Genomic DNA, 21,983 nt, shown 5'->3' with positions numbered 1-21,983 from the left:
GAGAGCCCCATTAATTAGTTAATATAATATGAATCTACTTTTAACTTTAAGACGTTCCTTAAAGTATTAATAAAAAAGCCGATGTTTCTCTAGGGAAATCGGCTAATTATTATCACTCATTTCGGAAGTGAGTGTTAGTGTGTTAAATATCAAGTTTTCGGTTACCAATCCATTTCACCATTTCAGGATCCCTATGGGAAAAGAACAAGCTTTCCTTCGTATCTAATGCACCAATCCTCACTAGTTCTTCTTGGCTTAATTTGAAGTCAAAGATATTAAAGTTTTCGATGATTCTTTCCTTACGTACTGATTTAGGTATCGTAACAACCTCTCTTTGTGTCAACCAGCGCAAGATAACCTGTGCTACTGATTTATTGTGTTTTTCAGCAATAGATGCTAAAACTTCATTTTGGAACATGTTATTTTTGCCTTCAGCGAATGGTCCCCATGACTCTATCTGTACATTATTTTCTTTCATAAGGTCATGACTTTCAATTTGCTGACAGAAAGGATGCGTTTCAACTTGGTTTACAGCAGGAACCACTTTGTTATGAATAATAAAGTCAGTTAGTCGGTCTGGATAAAAGTTACTAACTCCAATAGCCTTAATTTTACCATCCTGGTACAATTCCTCCATTGCACGCCAAGAACCATATACATCGCCAAATGGCTGATGTATTAAATATAAATCCAAATAATCTAGTTGTAATCTTTCTAGGGACTTTTCAAATGCTATCTTTGTTTGTTCGTATCCTGTATCTTGAACCCAAAGTTTCGTGGTAATAAACATTTCCTCCCTTGGCACTCCACTTCGTTTTAATGCTCGGCCGACTGCTTTTTCATTTAAGTAAGAGGCAGCAGTATCGATCAATCGATAACCTGCCATAAGTGCATCATAAACAGCCTGTTCACATTCATTTTCATCTTGAATTTGATATACACCAAAACCTAAAATAGGCATCTCTACACCATTGTTTAAAATGACTTTTTGCATATAAATCCCTCCAGTTCTACACCTTTTCTTTAATACATTTTTTCCAAGAAGATAATATGTTTAAGTTTTAAAGATTAGTATTTCTGTAATGGTTACAATATTTTCGTACCCTTATTATGCAATAAATGAAAAAGCTACCGTTATCCAATTCTTATCAAATCATTGCCTAATTCTCTCAAGTCACTTATATTCTTGAAAAATGTATATTAAAATAGACTAGAAGCGATTTAGAATCTAGGAGGGTTTTATGTCTGATCAAATATATAAATTCCAGGCTGAACTAATTCAACTTATAGAGAATCATACGGGCCTAGATGGTTCTTATACGACTGCTATTCCTTCTTTATTTTTCTCTCGTTATTCTAATGTTACAGGGCCAAATTATGGAGTTTACAAGCCTTCCTTATGCATTATCGTTCAAGGTAAGAAGGAGGTTGTGTTAGCACAAGAGCATTATGTATACAGCCCAACCGATTACCTAATTGCCTCTGTTAATTTACCAATTACCGGAATAGTAACTGAAGCTTCTATAGAAAACCCATATTTGGCACTTAAACTTGAATTTACCCCCAATCAAATATTGGAAGTATTAAAGGATTCGGAATTTCCTCTTCATAAAGATAATACTAAAAGAGGTATGTATGTTAGCCGAATAGAGTTATCTTTATTAGACGCGGTAACTAGATTAACTCACTTGCTTAAAACTCCAAAAGATATACCTATACTCGCGCCTCTTATTACGAAGGAAATCATCTATAGACTTTTGCAAGGACAGCAAGGAATAACTCTTGCGCAACTGGCTATTGAAGGAAGTTCCACTAATCAAATCAGTGGGGTTGTCGATCATATAATGAATCACTTTAACCAGTCTTTTCGAATTGAAGACCTTGCAGAAATTGCAAATATGAGCGTTTCTTCTCTTCATAGACACTTTAAGGAATTAACTGCAATGAGCCCTATTCAATTCCAAAAACAACTGAGATTACAGGAAGCTCGTCGCATATTATTATCTGAGTCAACAGATGCCATAGAAGCAGCCTTTCGTGTAGGTTACGAGAGCCCATCTCAATTTAGTCGTGAGTATTCTCGATTGTTTGGTTTACCACCTAAGGAAGATATTAACCGGTTTAAAACAACATTTTTATAGAAATTGCATTACTCCAATAATGAATAATGCACTTCTTTTTTTGTATTTTACTAAAAGTTTTATTAGGACATAAACTTAACTTTGTACTGTTTCACTTAAACTATACTGCCATTTATTTAATAAGAATATTAACAATCTACTTTAACAGAGCCAAATAATAAAAAAGGTAAGTATATGCTCTGCAAAGAATAGTTAATACAGTAAATATAAAGGAGCTGATTAAATGAATGGAGTTTTAGATATTGTTATTTTTTGTAAAGACACAAACTCTTCTAAGAGCTGGTATGAAAAAGTTGGATTTGAATATTTAAGAGGTCACGATGGTATGTATTGGTTTAAAGCAGGGAATGGCGAGCTAATGCTCCATCCTGCAGATACGCAATCCAATACTGATGCAGTCTTTCAATTAGTCGTTAATGAAGTCGATCCACTATTTGAAAGTGTAATGGAAAAAGAATTGACGCCATTAGATTTCTCAAATGGAGAAAAAGTCATCACAGAACCTATTGTTCAACCATGGGGCTACAAGGAATTTTGCTTAAGAGATCCAGACGGTTACATATGGGCATTTGTTCAAAAATCATAATTAATTAAAACAGTTCCATAAAATGAAGAAAATCCACATGATAATTCATTTCCCATGTGGATTTTCTTTTTTAGTTATACGTTCGAATTCTGTAAACTCAACTCGTTTTACAATATTTCAACGGAACGCAAATTCAAGATTAACAATATTACTTAGAAATATTCACTTCTTTCTTTAAAAGCCTCCCTTGCTTTCTATACATAGAAAACGTTGACCAATTTGCAATGAATACTCCAGATAATATTAGTATGCCACCAATCGCCATAATTGGTTTGATTGGTTCATCTATTACAAAATAACCTAAAACAGTTGCAATTAAAGGTGATACATAAAGCCATGTTGAGGGGAAGACCGGGTTCGTTTTAGATAATAACCAACTATATAATCCGTGTCCCCCTATTGAACCTATAAATACTAGATACAATATTGGCCAGCAGGCGTCCCAAGAACTTAAACTTGCAATTTTCGGTTTTTCCAATAAAAACGAAAATAATAATAGAAATATTCCACCATATAACATTTGAAAAGCATTGATTAAAAATGGCGATACAGTGCAGTATTCTGTTAATATTTCTTTTGAGGAAATCGATCCAAATCCGTAAAAAGATTCTCCTAATAATACTGCGATACAAGCAGCAACCCATAAGTAAGAGACATGCTGACTTATTCCAGGCAAACAGACAAAAATTACACCTGCAAAAGCCATTAATAAAGCTATTAGTTGTTTACGCTCAATTCTCTTATTATTTATCCTTAATTGGAAAAGTAATATCATCATTGGACCTGTTGCAGACAAAACCGCGGCTAACCCTGATGTTATATATTGCTCAGCCCAATATAATGTTGAAAATGTCATAAAAGTTAAGCAGAATCCAATATACATAATTCGTTTTGAAAAAATAAATTTCTTCACATTTACCCCTTTAAGAAGGAAATATAAAATGACAATCAGTCCAGCTAATGTAAAACGAATGCCAGCAGAAAATAAAGGCGAAACTCCCGACTCGATTCCAAATTTTATTGCTAGAAATGTTGTACCGAAAATAATACAAATAAAAATATAATTAATAATGATCATTTCATCACCCCTTTGATAAAAGTATTATATTAAAGTCGGAGTATAACAGTATAATAGAGCATATAACAGTTAGCTCTTTTTCCATTGACGATTGATCTTTTTTTATTTAATTTATAACTAAAAAAGTGGTGATTTATGAAAATTCAAATCCATAAAAAATCAACAGTACCGATTTATCTCCAATTAAGCTCTCAAATTGCAGGTAGCATTCAAAGTGGTCTACTTTTGCCTAACGAAAAATTACCGTCTTTACGGATAATGGCAGAGGAACTTTCAATAAGCCTTTTAACTGTTAGAAAGGCTTATAAATGGTTAGAGACAAATGGCTATGTCACGGTGGAACCAGGTAAAGGAGTATTTATTAGTAAGAAAGTAAAAAAAACATCACAAGTCGATCCAAGTAATAACTGGCAACAGACTTTAGGAATCAATATTGTAAGATCTCAGTATTTAATAAATAGAGAACAGTTAAAATATGATTTTTCAAAGGCAGTTGTCTATCCACGTCTGCTTCCAAATAAATTTTTAGCGGATGAAATGCAAAAACTATTAAGAGATGACGCATCTATATTAACAACCTACGGACCTATTCAAGGAGATATTGAATTAAGATCGGAAATTGTAAAACATTTATATGAATTCCAAAAAATACGATCTAAAGCTGAAAATCTAATTATTACAAGCGGTGTTCAGCAAGGAATTGACTTAGTAGCACAAGCACTATTAAAGCCTGGGGATTCAATTATAGTCGAGAGTCCATGCTATGGTGGTGCACTTGATATTTTTATAAATAAGGGGATTCATCTAATACCTGTCGAGATGGATGAAGAGGGAATTCGATCAGACTTAATTGAAGATATGTGCAATAAATTTACACCAAAATTAATTTATGTTAACCCGACCTTCCAAAACCCAACTGGCATCTCAATGAGTAATGGTCGTAGAAAAGAATTAATTGAACTAGCACAGCAGTATCATTTTTTTATTCTTGAAGACGATTCATTTAGTGATATTTATTTCGAAAAAGCATTTCAATATTACCCAATTAAGCATTATGATCTATCAGATCATGTCATCTACATTAAAGGATTTAGTAAAACTTTAGCACCTGGAGTGAGAATTGCTGCAATGCTGGCAAATGGACCGGTTCTAGAATGGCTACTTGCAGTTAAAGCTTCAATGGATGTCGGTAGCCCTTTACTGACGCAAAAAGCGATTTTACCATTTCTACGAACCGATCGAATGCGAAGTCACGTTGAAAAACTACGAATCGCTCTACAAATTCGGCGTGATACAAGTGTTGAAATACTTTCATCTCTTAATGATCGATTAATTTTTAGGATACCTGATGGTGGTTTTAATTTGTGGCTTACATTTTATGATTCCAATCTAGATATTTTTAATTTATTAAGAAAAGCTAATCATGAAAATATCTCATTCTTACCTGGTGTAGCTTGTTTTAACAACAATACAGATATTTCATCATTTCGGATTAGTTACTCACTAGTTAGCGAAAATGATTTAGCCGCGGGGTTAGAGAAACTACGCAATATAATTAAACAAATATAAAACTATTGTAAAGGTAGGCTATTTAGAACAAGATGCTTAATTTTAAAAAAGTAAACTTATTACCGCTCGTCATAACCATGCCAGCAATGATCGTCGGAGTACTTGCTATGATCAATAACCAAGTGTCCCCGTCCATTTACGGTCAAAATATTTTTATTGCGATTGTAGGGGGCATAATCTCCTTTTTCGTACTGTTTAGACAGCAGAAATCTACTAAGAAAAAGACAAATATCATTGTCATTGCATGCATACTCATACTATTTTTACTTACCTTTTTGGACAAAGGATTACATGGTGTTCATCGCTGGATAGCAATTGGTCCATTAAGATTTAATATCGCTTTAGTTTTAGTTCCATTATTAATAATACAACTAGCCAGTTTAATGAAATCAAAACCATTTTGGGTTACCGTTAGTTTTGCATTATGCTTTACAATAATATTACTTTTTCAACCAGATGCATCTCAACTAACAGCTTTTACGATTTCTATCTTATGTTTATTACTAAATATAAAAAAGAATAAAAGTGTTCAAATACTCCTATTAATTGTTTTTATATTTTTCATTATCTTAAGTTGGTCTCACTTAGATCAACTTGCCCCAATTTCTTATGTTGAGGACATTTTAAGTTTAGTAAAGGAAATGGGAATCGGATGGCTAGTCTTATCGGTAATCGCACTTTTAATTTTACTAATGCCATTTTTCTTATTTCCGCCAACCCGTTCTAAACCATTATCGTTTAGTCTAGGGATCTATTTTTCAATTATTATCCTTTCAAGCTTTTTCGGAAACTTCCCGGTACCGATTATGGGTTATGGAACATCTCCTTTTATCGGTTACTTAATTGCTATTTCTTGGTATGTTTATAATAAAAAATGAACCATTTTAAAATGGTTCATTTTTTTATTTTCCTCACCAATGAGATGGTCTTTTAAGTGTTGCTGGTATTCTAGTGTGATAATCTCCCTTTGCTGAGTTAATTTGAGCTTGAGTAAGAAAAATACTTCCAGTAAGGTCCGCTCCACTCAAATTAGTATCACGTAAGTCTGCACCGATTAGATCAGAACCTCTTAAATCGGCTCCCTTTAAATCAGCAGCAATTAAATAGGCCCCTCTTAAGTTAGCTCCGATTAAATTTACCCCTTTTAATTTAGCACCTATAAAGTCTAAAGCCCTACCGGTTGCTTTTTGAGGCTTCTTATTGTTTTTAAATTTCTTTAAAGCCACGGCCCTTGCTAGCTCACTAGTACGTATAAGTAAAGAGTTAACTTCTGCTCGGTGAGCTATAATATCTAAGTTTAATATTAATTTAGGCTCCATAAGTGTTAGCTTTTCAGTTTCTTCTAAAATTATTTTTATTTCTTTATGAATCTCACTTGCAGCACTAATCATCAAACTTTCATTTAAATACCAAAGCATTTCATGCAGTTGCTTCATAATTGGAAATACTTCATACATCTCATTAGCCAATTCAGGATTTTGTCGCCAGTCTTTTCCATTAAAGGTTGCTTGAGATACTTTTTGTCCCGCTCCAAAGCAATCAAAAACAGTACAGCCTTTGAAACCGATCTCTCTTAAATTCTTGTGAACCCCGCAACGAAAGTCTGATTGTAAATTATGACAAGGTTTGCCTGCAATTTTATCATTAGCAAAATCAACCGAAGCAGCAAAAGGTAATGCGACACAGCATAAACCAAAGCAACTCTCACAATCCGCATTTAGACTTTTATAACGCTCGTTTACTAAATCTATATTTTCAATTTTGCTAGCCATACTTTGAGCCCCCTTCCCACCATATAGAAACGATTAATATTTTTTATCGTAACATCGTAATTTTTTTTGGTCAAACATAGACTTACAGCTTATGAAGTGCATCTTTCAATATTAATTAGTAGTCTTTCTTTATCAATAAAAAACAGATAATTATATAAAATTATCTGCTTTCATGTACTTTATTTAATTGTTACATCTTTTAAAAATGGAACAAAATTAATCCAAGTTTGACCTGGTGAAAGCTTTATTTCAGTTCCATCTAGTGTAAACGGTATGATTCGACCATCTACATTCTTCCATTGTATATTCATATACTTTCCATCAACTATATAATATCCTTTTCCACCATGTTCAATATCAATTGAACGGCGACCATAGCTATCAATAATTTTATGAGTCGCTTCTACGACTAAAATATTTTTAATTTGAAGGTCCTTCCCATTCAAAGCATCTTTTGCAATAATTCCATTTTGAACTCGTTGAAATTGTTTAGTTGAATTGGAATACTTGTAAGTCACATTATTTCTTGCATCATGAGAGTATCTTATAAAAACTTCAGCAGCATTTTGCCAAGAGTTATCAAATATCAATTCTTTCTGCGTAAAATCTAATGGAGTAACTTTTTCTGAATAAGAGTAATGTCTTTGAGCAACCCCTTTTTCAATACCTTCTTTCAAAATATAGGAATTGTGAGGTGCTTTTCTCGTTTTGTCTCTTTTAAATAACGTACCATCGTAGATCAGTCCGTTTAATGCATCAATCATCCCTGAATCCATCATTTGTTTCGCTTTAGGACTATTTCCGTGGCATATAAATAATGCATGATAACCATTTGCCAAATTGATGTAATAATCTCTCGCACTTCTTACAGGTCCAATTTTTTCTGGTATGTTGCTTTGAAAAATGGCTAGAAATCTTGTAATATCTCCTTCTGCTAAAATTTCATAAACAACATCAGCATTACTTAGACCACTTTGAGGTCTAGCCAAATAGTAATTATTAACCATAACTGCAACAGGTCTCTGTTCACTAACTTGACTTATAGGTAATCCATTTAAAGGAGAATAAATCGTATCTATTTCTCCTTTATCAATTACATGTTCATTCGAAGGATTTTTATTATCATTTTTAACTGTTTTTACAGACTTTTCGCCATGCTTACATCCTACTAGAAGCATACTTATCACAATTATTGATAAAATTTTCTTATGCATTGGCTACCTCACAATCTGTTTTTTTCTTAAATTGTATTAAATAACTTTTAAAATAGAAATAATTTGTTAGAATTTTTCGGAAATAAAACAACCATCAACTAATTGAAGTTATTCCTTAATATATGAACTTGTATTGTTAAATAATCAGCTTAAATTTGTTCTTATTTTATTTAATCTTAAATATTGTATAAAGATAAGAATGATTAGAGGAGTTGAAGCTCTATGATTGTAGTTCATTATATCGAGAAAAACGTTGAACTATTAAACCAACTACTCAAAAATGTCCCCTCTGAAGGAGATACTATTTCCATTAAAGGTCGAAAAGGTAAAGTATTAAGTGTTAATCAAATAAATGATAAACATGTACATGTAATTGTAGAACTAGAAGTTATTAAGAAAGTTCAGGTTTTAGCAAAAGATGATAAAAAAAGAAGAAGATAAATTTCTAAAACTTAATGGGAGATTATTCCCATTATTTTTTTTTGAATTACCCAGTTTTTTACATTCCACAATTCATTTTTCCACTTAAAACAATGAACTATACTGTCAAAATGAAAAGAATTCTTTTTTCAAACAGTACTAATCATGTTAAACTAGTAAAGTTTTAGTAAATCAAAGTAAGAAGGTGTTTTAATATGGATGTTAAGAATATCCACCATGTCGCTATTATTTGTTCTAATTATGAATTGTCTAAGCATTTTTACATAAATTTATTAGGTTGTAAGGTAATTAACGAAACCTATCGAGAGGAGCGAGACTCTTATAAATTGGACTTAAGTATAGGAGAAAATGGACAAATTGAGCTATTTTCATTCCCTAATCCACCGAAGCGACAAACAAATCCAGAAGCAGTTGGGTTACGCCATTTAGCCTTTACTGTAGCTAATATAGAAAAAAGTGTTCAATACTTAAAACAAAATGGTGTATTTGTAGAACCAATTCGTAATGATGAGATAACAAATAAAAGATTCACATTTTTCCAGGATCCTGACGGCTTACCTTTAGAATTGTATGAAGAGTAGAAAACCCAAAACCCAATCTTAATGAAAGATTGGGTTTTCAAAATGCCGAAATATAAAACGTTCTTTAGGTAAAACAATATTAAGTTGAACATTTTTAATGTTAAAATTCATTTTTTGATGTTCCTACAAACTATAGTAATTGTTTTTTCAGAAGTTAAAAATATCAAGAGCAATTTTTATATAAATGTTTCAAATGATTAGTTTAAAAGTTGATGTTCGATCTTAGTTGACATTCAAACTGATTAATAAACTTTTATTTCACGCTAAGTAAAGGATATTTAAATAGCTTTTTATCGTAAACTTTTTAAATGAAAAAGTTGATTGGAACGGAGGGGTGCTCGACTCCTATGGGAAATGCGGGAAGGCTGAGACCCCACAGGAACGGACGTGACGAGGAGGCTCAGGTCTCGCCCCATGGAAAGCGAGCACCCTGTAGTGGAAATCAACCTCACTCTACTCCTTTTACGAAAATATGGGTATTTATTAATGAGATTGTTCTTCAACAGCGTGAAAACCCAATCTTAATGAAAGATTGGGTTTTGCTTTTTCCTTTTATCCTTATCTTCTATCTTCTTAAAGAGAAACCTTTATCTTTTCAGTTAAATTATATGTTTCACCATTAATTTCTAATGATACTGGTGGGCCATATTCCTTTGTGACTGTTATCGACTTTTGGGTAATTGTTATTTCAAGTCTTGCTCCTTGCCATAGGAATGGAAACATCATTTTATCCCAATTTGCAGGTAATTTTGGATCAATTTTTAAACGATTTATATCCATGGAGATATTTGCAAAGCCAAAGATTGCAACTAGCCAATTTGCTCCCATAGGCGCAGCATGAATTCCTTCATCTGAAGATTTTGGATTCGGTCCTAAATCGATTAAACATCCTTCTTGAAATAATTGATAAGACTCTTCTTGATAGTCGCATCTTGCAGCAACAATTGCGTGAATTGATTTACTTATTGGAGAATCATGAACAGTACGCTCTTCGTAGTATTCTATATTCTTTTTAGCGATTTCCGTTGAGAACAAATCCGGGAAAAGATAGAGCAACATGACTACATCAGCTTGTTTTATAACTTGTAGTTCATATAGTTCTTGTAGAGAATAATCTAATAGTATTTCCCGACTTGCAATGGATTGTCTATATTCCGTTAAGTCAATCTCGGGTTTACTTAAAAATGTATCATCTTGCGGAATGATATTTTCATCATTTTGGGTTGGTAAATATAATCTTTTTAAAAAATCAGTACAGTTTTGCTTTAATTCTGCATCAGGATCATTGTATTTTCCCATATAATTTAACGCATTCTGCACATTATAAAAAGCCATGTAATTCGTATAAGCATTATTATCTACTTGATCTGTATATTCGTCTGGACCGATGACATTTTTAATGATTAAATCGCCATTTGTATCAGTTGTCCTGCTCACCCAAAAGCGTGCAGTTTCTTTGAGTAGCTCAAGTCCATTATTGGTCATAAAGCTTTCATCTAGCGTATTTTCATAGTATTGTACGACAGCAAATGCAATGTCAGCTACAATATGTTCACTTGATTTCGCTAAATTTGAACTATGAACGATCTCGGGTTTTGTATTATTCGCTGAAGCTTTCTGTGTTTCTTCTTTTCCGGAAAAAGCACTTGCCCAAGGAAATAAAGTACCCTCATACCCTGATTGGAACGCATTTACTTTTGCTTCTTTAATATGATGATAGCGATATCTTATTAATCTTTTAGCAATATCTGGTTCAGTAAATAAGTGAAACGGTGCAATAAACATCTCTGTATCCCAAAATATTAAACCATTATTTCCTTCACCAGTTAATCCCCTTGCGCCTATACTTAATCGATCATCATGCCCAGGAGTCATTGCTTCAATGTGGTACAAAGAAAAATCTAGAGCTAACTGATCTGCTTGATCCTTTGAGGTTATGACAACTCTTTTTTGCTTCCAAAAATCCTGCCATTTGATTGTCGTGCTATTTCTCAAATTATCATAACCCTCTGATAAAAATTTCTGTACAGTATTAACACTAGCTGCAGAAGGTTCTTCCCGTAACATATCATTAGAAGTATAAACTGAGCTAATTTTTGAAAACTCAACAGTCCGCTCAACGACGAGATCTTGTGTAATTGAGGCAAGAAGCTGATTATTTAAAGCAAAATATGAAACCTCACTCTCATCAGGAGTTACACAGCATGTTGCAATCGCAATTTTATGTTTAGTCTCAGTAGTTTGATAAACACCATGCATAATTCTATTATCCATTATTCTTACTAATTCTTCTGTAAGTTCATTCTTTTGTTGACTGACACACTCCGCATTAATACCTGTTTTTATTTTAATCTTGGCATTACAATCTAAAGCTGTGACACTAATTTTTGAAGCAAGTAAATGTAAATCATCCTTTGAAACAAAACGCTGAAACAAAAAGTGGAATCGATTTCCATCCTTATTTTTCCAAATTACCTCTCTTATTAATTCGCCGGTCAGCATATTTAACTTTCGATCATAGAATGTAAATTGGCCAGTTGCATTCGAAAAAATATCACCATTTATTTCAATTTCCATTCCAATTAGATCTGGAAGATTCACAATCTTTGTCGTTTGACTTGGGGATAACTGATTATAGATACCAGCTATATACATCCCTCTAGTTTGTCCTTCATAGTCTTCTTCATGACAAGATCGTAAACCTAAGTAACCATTACCTAATGCCATTAAACTTGCATATTTATTAATTAATTGTTCGTCAAACTCTTTTTCAGTAATCAAATTTACTTCATTCATATAGTTAAATTCTCACCTTTATAAAAATTCATATAGTAAAAGTGTGCAATAAATCTTCTTATTTTAAACTTGATATTATAAAAATAATGGGTGATTTGTTAAAAACAGGATTAATAACAATAAAAAAAAATCGTGTCATTGTTACCAACACGATTTTTTCTTTGCAGTTCTTTATTTATTTTTTTGCAAGAGTTAATTGCCAAGATACACCATATTTATCATTCACCCATACAAACTTTTCACTGAATGGATATGACTGCAAAGGCATTAATATTTCACCATCTTGACTTAATTCTTTGTATGCATTTTCAATTTCTTCATTTGTTTCACAAGTCACATATAATGAAACAGCTGGTGTAAACGTAAATTTATGTTTAACGGTACTATCAATGCACATAAATTGTTGGCCGTTCAATGTGAAAGTTGCATGTATTACTTTCCCTTCAAACTCTCCCATATCTGCTCCATAACGCGAAATATTCACGACCTCAGAATCTTTAAATAGTGACATGTAAAAATTCATTGCTTCTTCTGCTTGTCCTTCAAACATTAAAAACGTTGTAATTTTTTGCATTTAAGTCAACTCCCTTTTTTTATTTAAATTAAACTTTCATTGCTTAAACAATTATGGTTTATAGTGATTTCATTTCCTCGTTTAATTTGTTAAAAATATTGTGAAGATCCTCTTTAGAGATTGTTGAGTATAAGTCTCCAATACTAATCTCGCAATAACTAACTTCTTCATTAACTGGTCTTAAGTTACCGGTAATACCAATTTTTGTTTCTTCATGTATAGATTGAAGAATGTTTTTAATCTTTTCGATCGGAGCATTAAAATGGACATGAAACATATTAGAAACAGGAATAGTCGGTACAGTATTGATCGCATGACAACCATTAAAGAATTCGGCTAACTCAACTGCATCGTCATAGTATTGTCCCATCTTATTTGCTCTTTGATCAAAATAATAATTTGCACTTATTATGTAAGGATAAAGACTAATTAAATCTCCTCCATGTCTTCTTTTCCAAACTTTTGATTCGTCGATAAAATCTCTGTCACCAGAAAGAATCGCACCCGCCACTCCCCCAATGCCTTTATAAAATGACATATAAACACTATCAAATAAGCTACATAATTCAGAAGCTGTCTTCTTATAGTATGGGAGAATTTCCATTAATCTAGCACCATCTAAATGTAATTTAATTCCCTTTTCACGGCAGTATGAAGAAATTGATTCTAGTGTTTCATAAGATGGTAGTTGTCCACCAATTTCTCGTTGTGGTAATTCTAGTAATAAACAAGAGATTTCCTCATTCATTGCTAAAACATCCTCTAACTCAATAACACGACTTTTATCCGCTAGTAAAATAGGCTGTATATTATGTAGTTTTTTCAAACCATCTTCTTCATGAATTTCTAAATGTGATAAAGGATGATAAGCAACTTTATTGATTCCTTTTTGATCACACCAAATTCTTAATGCGATTTGCTGAGCCATCGTTCCGCTAGGAAAAAACACTGCAGATTCCTTACCTAAAAACTCTGCCATTTTTTCTTGAAAATCTTCAATAAAATTCCCTGCCCCATAAAGATCACTTTCTTCACTACCATTGAAATCTGTTAGTGCATCCTTTAGTACTTGAATATTTCTAAATCCACTACCTGCTAATTGTTGGTTTGTATTTTTAAATGATTCTATAAAAGGATTAATATTATTCAAATTGAACTCTTCCTTCCGGCTATTTAATTTACTTTTATCCCACTTAAAAAAATTCTCCATAATAATCAATAAATCCTTGAATCTTTTAAAATTAGTAAGTTAATCGATAGACTAAAAATCTTTCATTTTGATTTTTCATATAAGCATCCGCCAGTAGGATCTCTTGTTTTAATTCAAAGGCAGTCTGGTTTTCCAAAAAATAAATATAATCATCAGAACTATAATACAAAATGATTTCCACATTTCTTTTTGAATGCTCAACTGAAATTAAAATGTTATTAATGATATTCATAAAAATTTGGATTGAAAATGGATTAAAAAAATAGAAACAATTATCTAATGGATTAATTTGATAATCTTCAGCCAAGCAGCAATAAAACAGGATTTTGTCTTCACTTGTCTTTGTATTTTTTATGTAATTCTTTTTATTTTCAACAGCTTCATTATAATATTTTTCATTCATTTCAATTCCAACAACGGTAGCATTAAATAAGCTATTTATATAGAAATTTAATCTTCCTTTACCACATCCAAAATCAACTATTCGATCATTGCTTGAAAGTGTGTATTGTTTAAATAGTTGTTGTAAAGCGATATAGGGTGTTGGCTCATACCGGTGATAATGAAAGGATTCATTAAATCCTTTTTGCTCACCCTCTGTTTTTATATTAAGTAGGTTATCATAATACTTATCGTCCATTTTTCCACGACCATTCGAACTAATATTTTGTAAGTATCTTTATCATACCGTTTAAGAATGACCCAGTCTAACCTAAAAAAAGAACCGTCTTATTAAAACACGATTCTTTCCATTGAAAAATGATTTGTCAATTAAATAAGTAATGCCTTGTTGATTTCCACTACAGGATTCTCGCTTTCCATGGGGCATGAGCTGAGCCTCCTCGTACCTGCGGGGTCTTTAGCCTTCCTGCATCTCCCATAGGAGTCGAGTATCCTTTCGTTCCAATCATATTCATCTAAAAAAGTTATACTTTAAACCTATAATAAACATTCAGAGGAAATGTAATTAATATATTTAAAACTGCAAATAGCTTTGGTAAATCAACAAATAAAAAAGTCATATCTGTAACAAAAATTAGTAATTTTCAAACAAGGTCAATAATCATGAGAAATAGAGTAAAAGGATTGAAAAACCCAAAAATAAGTATCCTAAAATTGATATAAAAGAAAGGTCCCAACTTTTTATCAAAAACCAACTCTATATCAATGAAGTTCACGACTTTATCAATAAAATTCACTTAGCTTTCGGTATTGATTAATATATATTTAAACACGCATTAACTTAAACTTCTTACCCGCTCCAATATATTGTAATAATGATAGATCGTCTTCTATAATCTTCCCTATTACATTTACTTTCTCATCGCTTGGTAGATTAGTAAGCATTATTTGTAGTTCCCCCTCATATCTGCCATATAATTCGTTGTCAATTGTCACAGATCCAACTGAGCGGGTAATCGTATTTGCAGGTTTTAGACTATTTTCACCAAAGCTACCGTATAGTCTAGACTCCATTGATCGAATAACGTCGCGTGCAGGATCTTCTCGGTTCGTATGAACTTGCTCTACAATGGAAAGGATTTCTTCGTCTTGTGAATATGGTTTATATCTTAATTCCATATAGTTCTTCGTCTTTGAGAGTGCTTCCATCGTTTCTATTTTTATACTAATATCGCCAACCAAAACTTTATCTACGTAACAGTTTTGGTTTAAATCTAAATAAGCCAGTAGTGGGTCTACTCCGCGATGTTTTTCTAATGTTGGTAATCCTTTAAATAATGGTCCTCTAATTTCATCGTTTCCAGGAATAAATGCCATTGTTGTAATTCCGCAGCTTTTTAACCATTTATTTTTTTCAATTAAATAAGTTGTTGCTAATCCAGTTTCTGGGCGAGGATAGAAATTATGCCAAGCCTCTACATTTTCAGTTTGTAATCCATATTTAAGTAGTTCATCTAAAAATGCAGGTGTAAGTGTACTAGCATTAAGTGCAATCTTCATTTTCTTAGAAAGATCTGCTATTTGTACTTCTTTCAGTCCGTAGTCCACTCGCAAACCAGTAACTCCCCAATTTAGTAACTCACTAACGTTTGTATAATCTAAGCCTAAATGTGTAAGTGATTTTGCTGAAATATCTGCCATAAGCTCCATTTCATTTTCCTTTGCCTCTGTACCAAGTGTTTGAAGAAGTTTTTTATAAGTTGAAGGGTCATCTTCAGGAATGTGTAATGATGTGAAAATTGAATGAAATCCATTTTTTTTTGCCATTTCGATATATTTTTTATTCTTCTCAATATTTTTTTCAGATAAATAGATTGATATACCTAGCATAGTCTCTCTCCTTCTTCCTCTATAAAAAATCCTATTTGGTTATCATTTTAAACTTTCGAAATAAAAAGTCAATAAAACATAAAGAATAAACGAAACTTAATTTCATTTAAAATTAATATTGTTCTATTGGTCTATTAATTACCTAAAATAAAAAAAGAAAGGCAACATTAAGTTACCTTTCTCGTCATTATTATTTATAAACTACAATTGATCCAACTGATTTATCAGTAGATTGACCATTAACACGTACTTTTAATCCGTAGTGTCCGATGTTACGACCAGCATCTGGTAAGAATTCATTATTGTAGTCTTTGCTATCATTAAATAAAGAGATACCTTCTTGACTTGGAGATTTAAATGCTTCTCCTGTTGCATAAGAAATGTCATAACCTGATGTCGGATTTAATCCGAATGCTGCATCCGCAACATGGAAACGAGAACTTGCTTCAGCGCCATAGTTCCATAATAAATTAGTATCATCGTGAGCGTCAACAACACCTAAGAAACCATCACCTGGGTGGATACCTGTCCAGTTTTCTGTAAAGCTATCATCAACATACCATACTACTAAACCACCATCATAGCTTAATAGAGAGTTTCCACGTTTAATATGAGCTAAACCTTCGTCAGCACCTTTATGGTTACGCCATTCTAATAAGTAGTAATGATTTGCATATTTGTTTCCATCGAATTTTGAAAATCCTTTTAATGTGAATGGAGAAGTTGCATTTTCAGCACCATCATCAACAATTGTTGCACCGTCTGCTACTACTTTAATATTATCAGCAAAGAATCCAATGTTTGAAGTACCCCAGTCAGTTGCAGAACGTAAGCGAAGTTGAATTTTTTGACCTTTATATGCTGATAAATCAAAGCTTTGTGCTTCCCACCCATTTGATTTCCCAGTGAAACCAGGCATTGAATTTAAGATTGTTGGATATCCTTCAGCTACAACATCACTTCTAGTGTGGCTGTTACCTAATGATTTCCAAGTTGCACCATTATCAGTTGAAACTTGAACAAATGCGAAATCCCATTGTTCTTCCATATCGTACCAAGCATCAAAAGTTAATGTTGCTGAAGATTTACCAGTTAAATCTACAGAAGTAACCATGCTGTTATCCATTTCGTCTGCTTGTCCACCCCAATATTCATAAGTGCCAGCAGCTGGTTTATTGACTGGTAAAACTTTTTTCGGTAAATTCACTTGAATAGCTTGGTTGTTTTGTCCAAGTGGTGAATTTGCTTGATCTAATAAGAATTGAGTACCTTTTGTCGATACATCTTCCCAATTTACTACAGTTGGGTTAGTCCATTTTCCACCTAAAGTTGTTTGGAAATATGATTTTGCCCATGGAGAGAAACCAGTTGGCTCTGTTCCAGGAACTGTTCCAGCCCATGAACCTGCTGACATGATTGACCAATATTCAACAGCTTCCCCAGCACCTGAGTAGATAGTATCGTACTCATCTGGTAATCCTAAATCATGACCATATTCGTGTGCAAATACACCAGTTGCACCGTCTTCTGGCATCATTGTATAGTCATAGAATCCAGGTAACCCTTTACCAAGTCCATCTGGATCAACTAATTTAGCAGAACGGTGAGACCAAATTGCGTTGTCTCCTTGTGCTCCACCGCCAGCTTCTTGTCCCATACCTGAGTGGATGATTTGTAGGTGATCAACTAAACCATCTGGCTCCCAGTAGTTACCGTCTCCATCTAAATCATGTGGATCTTCTAAATCGTAATCTTGTAAAGGAACTCCTGCAGCTTTTGCAGCAGCATAAGCATCAATTACTAATTGTTTTGATCCACCTGGTGATACATTATCATGTCCAGTCTTAGAATCTTGACCATAAAATGCTGCAGTTCCTGGTACTTTTAACCATCCATATGCTTTACCATCAACTGTATATGTTCCACCAGATTGTTGTTCATAATATTGTTTTTGTGAAAGGAAAGTTTCTCCGTTTGGACCTTTCACACCATTTTTACCAAAAATCATATCTTCATAGTGTTGTTGAGTAAAATCTGGGTACCAGTTGTCTGTTTCATTCTTCTTAATACTGTTATGAGGAAGGTCAGAAAACTCTACCATTAACGTTAAAAGTTTCCCCTTCTTTTGAATACCAGGAGAAGCTGATTCTTTAACTGGATCCGGAGTACCTTTTAATTGACCATTTTTCTTACCGTTTCCGTGTAATAGGCCATTATTAAAATCTTTAAATTCACTATGTTTAGTAGCTTCCGCTTTCTTTACTTTACTAGCAATTGGATCTTTATCAGCTACTAGATCCGCTTGGCCTTTAACCTCTAAATAATTTTGTAACGCAGCTTGTTTCTCAGCTTTAGAAGCAGTTGCAGAAATGACTCCGCGTTTAACTAATGCCTCTAATAACTTTTCGTCATTAACTAATGATAAATCTAAAGTACTTTTTGAATGCTTAGCTAATGCACTATGTACTTTACTTAAGCTTTCAGATGATGCTGTTTTTAATGGAATTCCAGAAAATAAAGTTCCGGCAACCATTACTGATGCAAAACTAGTTACAACAAACTTGTTCAAAATAAATCCCCCTTTAATAATTTTCAAAGTACATTTTAATAATATTCTAAAAATTCTTATGATTACAGAGGGTTTTTTTCATCAAATACTAACAATTTTCACAATATTTTTACAAAAAATTTACATTACTACATAAAAACGTGACGAAATTCGTCAGTTTTTTTAACTTGCTTTTTGGCGAATCCTGTCTTTAGTCTTATTTTTTTCTTTCAATCTAGTTTTTAAAATTAGCACTTTAGCATTATTAAAATTTCATTAAAATTTAAATTTAAATTGTAAACCATGTAATTGTAACTAATTATTAAACTCCCCGCTTCATTTTTTGACATTTTCTTCCTTTTTCACTTAAGAAAAAAGAAGATAAGTCAAAAATTTACTTTTGCTCATCTTCCTCATTAAATTTTGCTTATCTTCTTAATTTACCCGCTTCTTCACTATACTCCTGAAGCCTACTAGATACTTTGTTACCGATTCGGTTAAAGCATATGACATATAAAGAATCGATTATATTTTGTTGTGCCATTTTAGAAGCTATACTTCCAATTCTTATATCTTGTTCCATATCCGGTGTACAAAGCTTGATATCGGCTTCTTTAAATAATGGAGACTTGCCAAGCTTAGTAATCGCAATGATCGTTGCTCCCTTTTTCTTAGCAAAACGAGCAAGCTCTAATACATCCTTTGTTTTCCCTGAATTAGAAACGGCAACAAAAATATCGCCTTCTTCCATATGCCCTACTAAAGTGATGACCATATGGAAGTCAGGAGACATAATGGCATGGTAGCCAATTTTCCCAAATTTATAGGCTCCGTCCATAGCTGACACAGCTGAACCGCCTACTCCATAAAATATAATCTTCTTAGCTTTTACAATTTCATCAGTTGCTTTTTCTAATTCTCTTTTATCTAAAGTTGATACCGTAGCTTCAATAGCGGCTTTATTTACATACGTTACTTTATTAAATAAATCATACGGTGTGTCCTTTTTATCCATTACAGAAAAATCATTAATATTCATTTCTGCTACAGTCAAATCTCGCACTAATGCTATTTTAAAGGCTTTAAAACTACCGATTCCTATTGTTTTACAAAATCTAACAACACTTGCTTCACTAGCTCCAGTATTGTTAGAAATATCTTTAGTCGTTAAGTTAGGGACAATTTCAGCATGATCCATTATATAAACAGCGATTTTCTTTTCGGCTTGCGTAAATCGATCCATATAATTTTCAATTTTTGATAAGATTGTTAAATGTTTCATTTACTAAACACCTTTCTGCTAAAAAACATACAAATTACTAATATTCTCTATTATGAACCAAATGTTTAGAAAATCATATTAATAACCAAATTAAAGTTGTTTTTTTAGTTCTTTCTACATTTAATATCTTGGTAAATATAAAAAGTGTAGGAAAATATATTCCCTACACTTTTCAGAGTGATTTTATAATTTATTTGTTCGGGAAGATCATCCTTTATCAGATTTGGATACCGCTTTTTTAGGTACTCTACCTGTGCTTTTAAGTAGTATCTATCTTCTTCTCCTGATTTAAATTTTGTTGGTCTACCTTTAAGTGGATTTGTAGCACTACCTCGTACATCAAATGGTTCGCCATATTTCCACTTCTTCATCCAAACTTTAAGTTGAGTGCAATGTCGAATTCCTAGTTCTTCCGCTAACACCCGTTAACTTTGGCAAACATCACTCATCACTGCATTTAATTTAAATTCTTCTGTATAACTTTTAAACTGTTGACCCTTTTTAGCCATATAAAAATCCCCTCTAAGTCACATTCATTTCTCCATGTTACCATGGAGTTTTTTTCGAATGTCTACCTAAAGGGGATAATATCAATCTCTGAGAGAAATCATGTGTTTTTCTTTATTTATAACCTTTTAGTCAATCTTTCTTTTTTTTCCTATATTTTTAATTAAAAAATATAGTACTACAATAAATAAAATAGTAATAATTGTTCCAGGTACTCCAAAACTACTTCCCATCAATTAACCCTCCTAAGGATTTACAGTAAAAGTCCCAGCTGTATGATTTACTGTTACTTCACACCATGTGCTTGCGTAAACTACAACAGCCGTATATTTTTTTGTAGCATTCAAAGTAGTATTTTTCCCACTTGTTGAAAGAGTCCCGTCATACACCTTGCCAACGCCTTTACTACCTACAATGCCATAAGCATTATGATACACAACTGTTTTAATAGAATTTACTTTAGTTGCTCCTGCTGTTGTTTGTGTTTTTACGTTTGCTCCAAAACTTTGATTTATAAAATTATTAATATCTTGAGATACATTACCACTAACTTTTACCGTAACACCGTTTACAGTTTTAGATTTACTTGCTGGAAAAGAAGCATAAGGTGTTATTTTTTGTACTCCTTGTTTTTCCGCATACATTTCAATAAAAACTTGATCTTCTAAATCAAAAGGTTCTCCGATATCATATTCTTTATCAATTTTTGAAAATCTTTCTATTTTCTGTTCTTCAGTTAAGTTTAAAAAAGTACTTTTAATATTTTCTTTTTGTTCATTAATACCTTGATTTTGAGTAGTGGTGTCTGTTTCTTCTGCAGATACCCGAGAAATGAAACTAAAAACCAGCAGTACTGATAAAATAGAATATAAAATTTTTTTTATATAAAAATCTCCTCACTTTCTATGTCAAAACTAACATAAAAACAGAGAAATTTTTCCAATAATTGTTACAAATTAGGGAACTATTGAAATCTCATCTATTTTGGAACTGAAATAGCTCAATCGATAACATGGACACCTTTTAATTTTAAAGCGATCGTTACTATCCACCGATCAGCATTGGGAACCATTTCAGTGCCTTCTAGCTTTCAAGAAAAAAATCTCACGTGAATGGATTCGTTACTTTTTTTGCTAATTACAGGGCAGTGAGAAAATTTCCTAACCGTTTAACACAACTTCTTTCTGCGTACCAACTATTTCTTTTTCTATAAATGAATCCTAATAATTTTTTAATGGAAACATAGCAATCCCTTTTTTTGATAAATGATAAATTTTACTTTTTTCTAAATTCTTAAGATCTTCCTCAATAACGACCTCTTTAATCCATTCTTCACGTTCAATGTGTTATTCCACATCAATCATATTCTCATAAAATTTACGATTTTTTGCG

General features: G+C 32.5%; 18 protein-coding genes. 6 read left to right on the top strand and 12 right to left on the bottom strand.

The window, feature by feature from the left end; all coding sequences use genetic code 11:
- Window positions 1–142: 142 nt before the first annotated feature.
- Window positions 143–994, bottom strand: a complete 852-nt coding sequence (locus tag AN960_RS06015) for an aldo/keto reductase (RefSeq protein ID WP_056468279.1) — start codon at window positions 992–994, stop codon at window positions 143–145.
- Window positions 995–1,241: 247 nt separating this feature from the next.
- Between AN960_RS06015 and AN960_RS06010 the strand changes: the two genes are divergently transcribed.
- Together AN960_RS06010 and AN960_RS06005 are read left to right on the top strand one after the other, a co-directional pair.
- Window positions 1,242–2,141: an AraC family transcriptional regulator gene (locus AN960_RS06010; protein WP_056468276.1), complete on the top strand. Its 900-nt coding sequence runs from the start codon at window positions 1,242–1,244 to the stop codon at window positions 2,139–2,141.
- 223 nt (window positions 2,142–2,364) lie between these two features.
- Window positions 2,365–2,727 (top strand): VOC family protein, encoded by a 363-nt coding sequence (locus AN960_RS06005; RefSeq protein WP_056468272.1) that lies wholly within the window; start codon window positions 2,365–2,367, stop codon window positions 2,725–2,727.
- A 148-nt stretch (window positions 2,728–2,875) separates the two neighbouring features.
- Here AN960_RS06005 and AN960_RS06000 read toward each other — a convergent pair whose 3' ends face one another.
- Window positions 2,876–3,805, bottom strand: coding sequence for a DMT family transporter (locus AN960_RS06000; RefSeq protein ID WP_056468269.1), 930 nt, complete (start codon window positions 3,803–3,805; stop codon window positions 2,876–2,878).
- Between the two features lie 135 nt (window positions 3,806–3,940).
- Between AN960_RS06000 and pdxR the strand changes: the two genes are divergently transcribed.
- Both pdxR and AN960_RS05990 read left to right on the top strand, forming a co-directional pair.
- On the top strand, window positions 3,941–5,374 hold the full coding sequence (gene pdxR / locus AN960_RS05995) for a MocR-like pyridoxine biosynthesis transcription factor PdxR (protein WP_056468266.1): 1,434 nt from the start codon (window positions 3,941–3,943) through the stop codon (window positions 5,372–5,374).
- Between the two features lie 32 nt (window positions 5,375–5,406).
- The gene (locus AN960_RS05990; RefSeq protein WP_056468263.1) at window positions 5,407–6,252 is read left to right on the top strand and encodes an FtsW/RodA/SpoVE family cell cycle protein; all 846 of its coding nucleotides are present in this window, start codon (window positions 5,407–5,409) and stop codon (window positions 6,250–6,252) included.
- Between the two features lie 33 nt (window positions 6,253–6,285).
- Here AN960_RS05990 and AN960_RS05985 read toward each other — a convergent pair whose 3' ends face one another.
- Window positions 6,286–7,146: a pentapeptide repeat-containing protein gene (locus AN960_RS05985; RefSeq protein WP_056468260.1), complete on the bottom strand. Its 861-nt coding sequence runs from the start codon at window positions 7,144–7,146 to the stop codon at window positions 6,286–6,288.
- A gap of 179 nt (window positions 7,147–7,325) precedes the next feature.
- Window positions 7,326–8,360 carry a DUF3048 domain-containing protein gene (locus tag AN960_RS05980; RefSeq protein ID WP_056468257.1) on the bottom strand — a complete coding sequence of 345 codons (1,035 nt, stop codon included), beginning with the start codon at window positions 8,358–8,360 and terminating at the stop codon, window positions 7,326–7,328.
- Between the two features lie 222 nt (window positions 8,361–8,582).
- On the opposite strand from AN960_RS05980, the gene AN960_RS05975 reads away from it, so the two are divergent.
- Together AN960_RS05975 and gloA2 are read left to right on the top strand one after the other, a co-directional pair.
- Window positions 8,583–8,801 carry a hypothetical protein gene (locus tag AN960_RS05975; RefSeq protein ID WP_056468254.1) on the top strand — a complete coding sequence of 73 codons (219 nt, stop codon included), beginning with the start codon at window positions 8,583–8,585 and terminating at the stop codon, window positions 8,799–8,801.
- A gap of 194 nt (window positions 8,802–8,995) precedes the next feature.
- Entirely contained in the window at window positions 8,996–9,382 is a 387-nt protein-coding gene (gloA2, locus tag AN960_RS05970) for an SMU1112c/YaeR family gloxylase I-like metalloprotein (protein WP_056468251.1), read from the top strand.
- Window positions 9,383–9,955: 573 nt separating this feature from the next.
- Here the strand turns inward: gloA2 and AN960_RS05965 are convergent.
- The 8 genes from AN960_RS05965 to AN960_RS05925 all read right to left on the bottom strand — a co-directional run bounded on the left by AN960_RS05965 (window position 9,956) and on the right by AN960_RS05925 (window position 21,235).
- A complete protein-coding gene (locus tag AN960_RS05965) occupies window positions 9,956–12,178 on the bottom strand; it encodes a glycoside hydrolase family 65 protein (protein ID WP_056468248.1) in 2,223 nt (740 codons plus the stop codon).
- A 175-nt stretch (window positions 12,179–12,353) separates the two neighbouring features.
- A complete protein-coding gene (locus AN960_RS05960) occupies window positions 12,354–12,752 on the bottom strand; it encodes a VOC family protein (protein ID WP_056468244.1) in 399 nt (132 codons plus the stop codon).
- 58 nt (window positions 12,753–12,810) lie between these two features.
- Window positions 12,811–13,902 (bottom strand): threonine aldolase family protein, encoded by a 1,092-nt coding sequence (locus tag AN960_RS05955; RefSeq protein WP_056468242.1) that lies wholly within the window; start codon window positions 13,900–13,902, stop codon window positions 12,811–12,813.
- Between the two features lie 91 nt (window positions 13,903–13,993).
- On the bottom strand, window positions 13,994–14,602 hold the full coding sequence (locus AN960_RS05950; RefSeq protein ID WP_056468240.1) for a methyltransferase domain-containing protein: 609 nt from the start codon (window positions 14,600–14,602) through the stop codon (window positions 13,994–13,996).
- Window positions 14,603–15,189: 587 nt separating this feature from the next.
- Window positions 15,190–16,254, bottom strand: a complete 1,065-nt coding sequence (locus AN960_RS05945) for a DUF871 domain-containing protein (RefSeq protein ID WP_056468237.1) — start codon at window positions 16,252–16,254, stop codon at window positions 15,190–15,192.
- Between the two features lie 190 nt (window positions 16,255–16,444).
- Window positions 16,445–18,823 carry an immune inhibitor A domain-containing protein gene (locus AN960_RS05940; protein WP_056468234.1) on the bottom strand — a complete coding sequence of 793 codons (2,379 nt, stop codon included), beginning with the start codon at window positions 18,821–18,823 and terminating at the stop codon, window positions 16,445–16,447.
- A 406-nt stretch (window positions 18,824–19,229) separates the two neighbouring features.
- Window positions 19,230–20,084, bottom strand: a complete 855-nt coding sequence (locus AN960_RS05935) for a MurR/RpiR family transcriptional regulator (RefSeq protein WP_056468231.1) — start codon at window positions 20,082–20,084, stop codon at window positions 19,230–19,232.
- Window positions 20,085–20,836: 752 nt separating this feature from the next.
- Entirely contained in the window at window positions 20,837–21,235 is a 399-nt protein-coding gene (locus AN960_RS05925) for a hypothetical protein (RefSeq protein ID WP_056468228.1), read from the bottom strand.
- Window positions 21,236–21,983 lie beyond the last annotated feature (748 nt).

This window comes from Bacillus sp. FJAT-25509 (genome assembly GCF_001420605.1).
Lineage (GTDB): Bacteria > Bacillota > Bacilli > Bacillales > Bacillaceae_G > Gottfriedia.
Note: the sequence above shows the minus strand (reverse complement) of the source record. Positions and strands in the feature narration are given on the sequence as shown.

Coding starts and splice junctions, on each gene's coding strand:
- AN960_RS05935 (WP_056468231.1), bottom strand. CDS start 20,084: ATGAAACATTTAACAATCTTATCAAAAATTGAAAATTATATGGATCGA.
- AN960_RS05960 (WP_056468244.1), bottom strand. CDS start 12,752: ATGCAAAAAATTACAACGTTTTTAATGTTTGAAGGACAAGCAGAAGAA.
- AN960_RS06015 (WP_056468279.1), bottom strand. CDS start 994: ATGCAAAAAGTCATTTTAAACAATGGTGTAGAGATGCCTATTTTAGGT.
- AN960_RS06000 (WP_056468269.1), bottom strand. CDS start 3,805: ATGATCATTATTAATTATATTTTTATTTGTATTATTTTCGGTACAACA.
- AN960_RS05965 (WP_056468248.1), bottom strand. CDS start 12,178: ATGAATGAAGTAAATTTGATTACTGAAAAAGAGTTTGACGAACAATTA.
- AN960_RS05925 (WP_056468228.1), bottom strand. CDS start 21,235: ATGTATGCGGAAAAACAAGGAGTACAAAAAATAACACCTTATGCTTCT.
- pdxR (WP_056468266.1), top strand. CDS start 3,941: ATGAAAATTCAAATCCATAAAAAATCAACAGTACCGATTTATCTCCAA.
- AN960_RS05980 (WP_056468257.1), bottom strand. CDS start 8,360: ATGCATAAGAAAATTTTATCAATAATTGTGATAAGTATGCTTCTAGTA.
- AN960_RS05990 (WP_056468263.1), top strand. CDS start 5,407: ATGCTTAATTTTAAAAAAGTAAACTTATTACCGCTCGTCATAACCATG.
- AN960_RS05950 (WP_056468240.1), bottom strand. CDS start 14,602: ATGGACGATAAGTATTATGATAACCTACTTAATATAAAAACAGAGGGT.
- AN960_RS06005 (WP_056468272.1), top strand. CDS start 2,365: ATGAATGGAGTTTTAGATATTGTTATTTTTTGTAAAGACACAAACTCT.
- AN960_RS05945 (WP_056468237.1), bottom strand. CDS start 16,254: ATGCTAGGTATATCAATCTATTTATCTGAAAAAAATATTGAGAAGAAT.
- AN960_RS05985 (WP_056468260.1), bottom strand. CDS start 7,146: ATGGCTAGCAAAATTGAAAATATAGATTTAGTAAACGAGCGTTATAAA.
- AN960_RS06010 (WP_056468276.1), top strand. CDS start 1,242: ATGTCTGATCAAATATATAAATTCCAGGCTGAACTAATTCAACTTATA.
- AN960_RS05975 (WP_056468254.1), top strand. CDS start 8,583: ATGATTGTAGTTCATTATATCGAGAAAAACGTTGAACTATTAAACCAA.
- gloA2 (WP_056468251.1), top strand. CDS start 8,996: ATGGATGTTAAGAATATCCACCATGTCGCTATTATTTGTTCTAATTAT.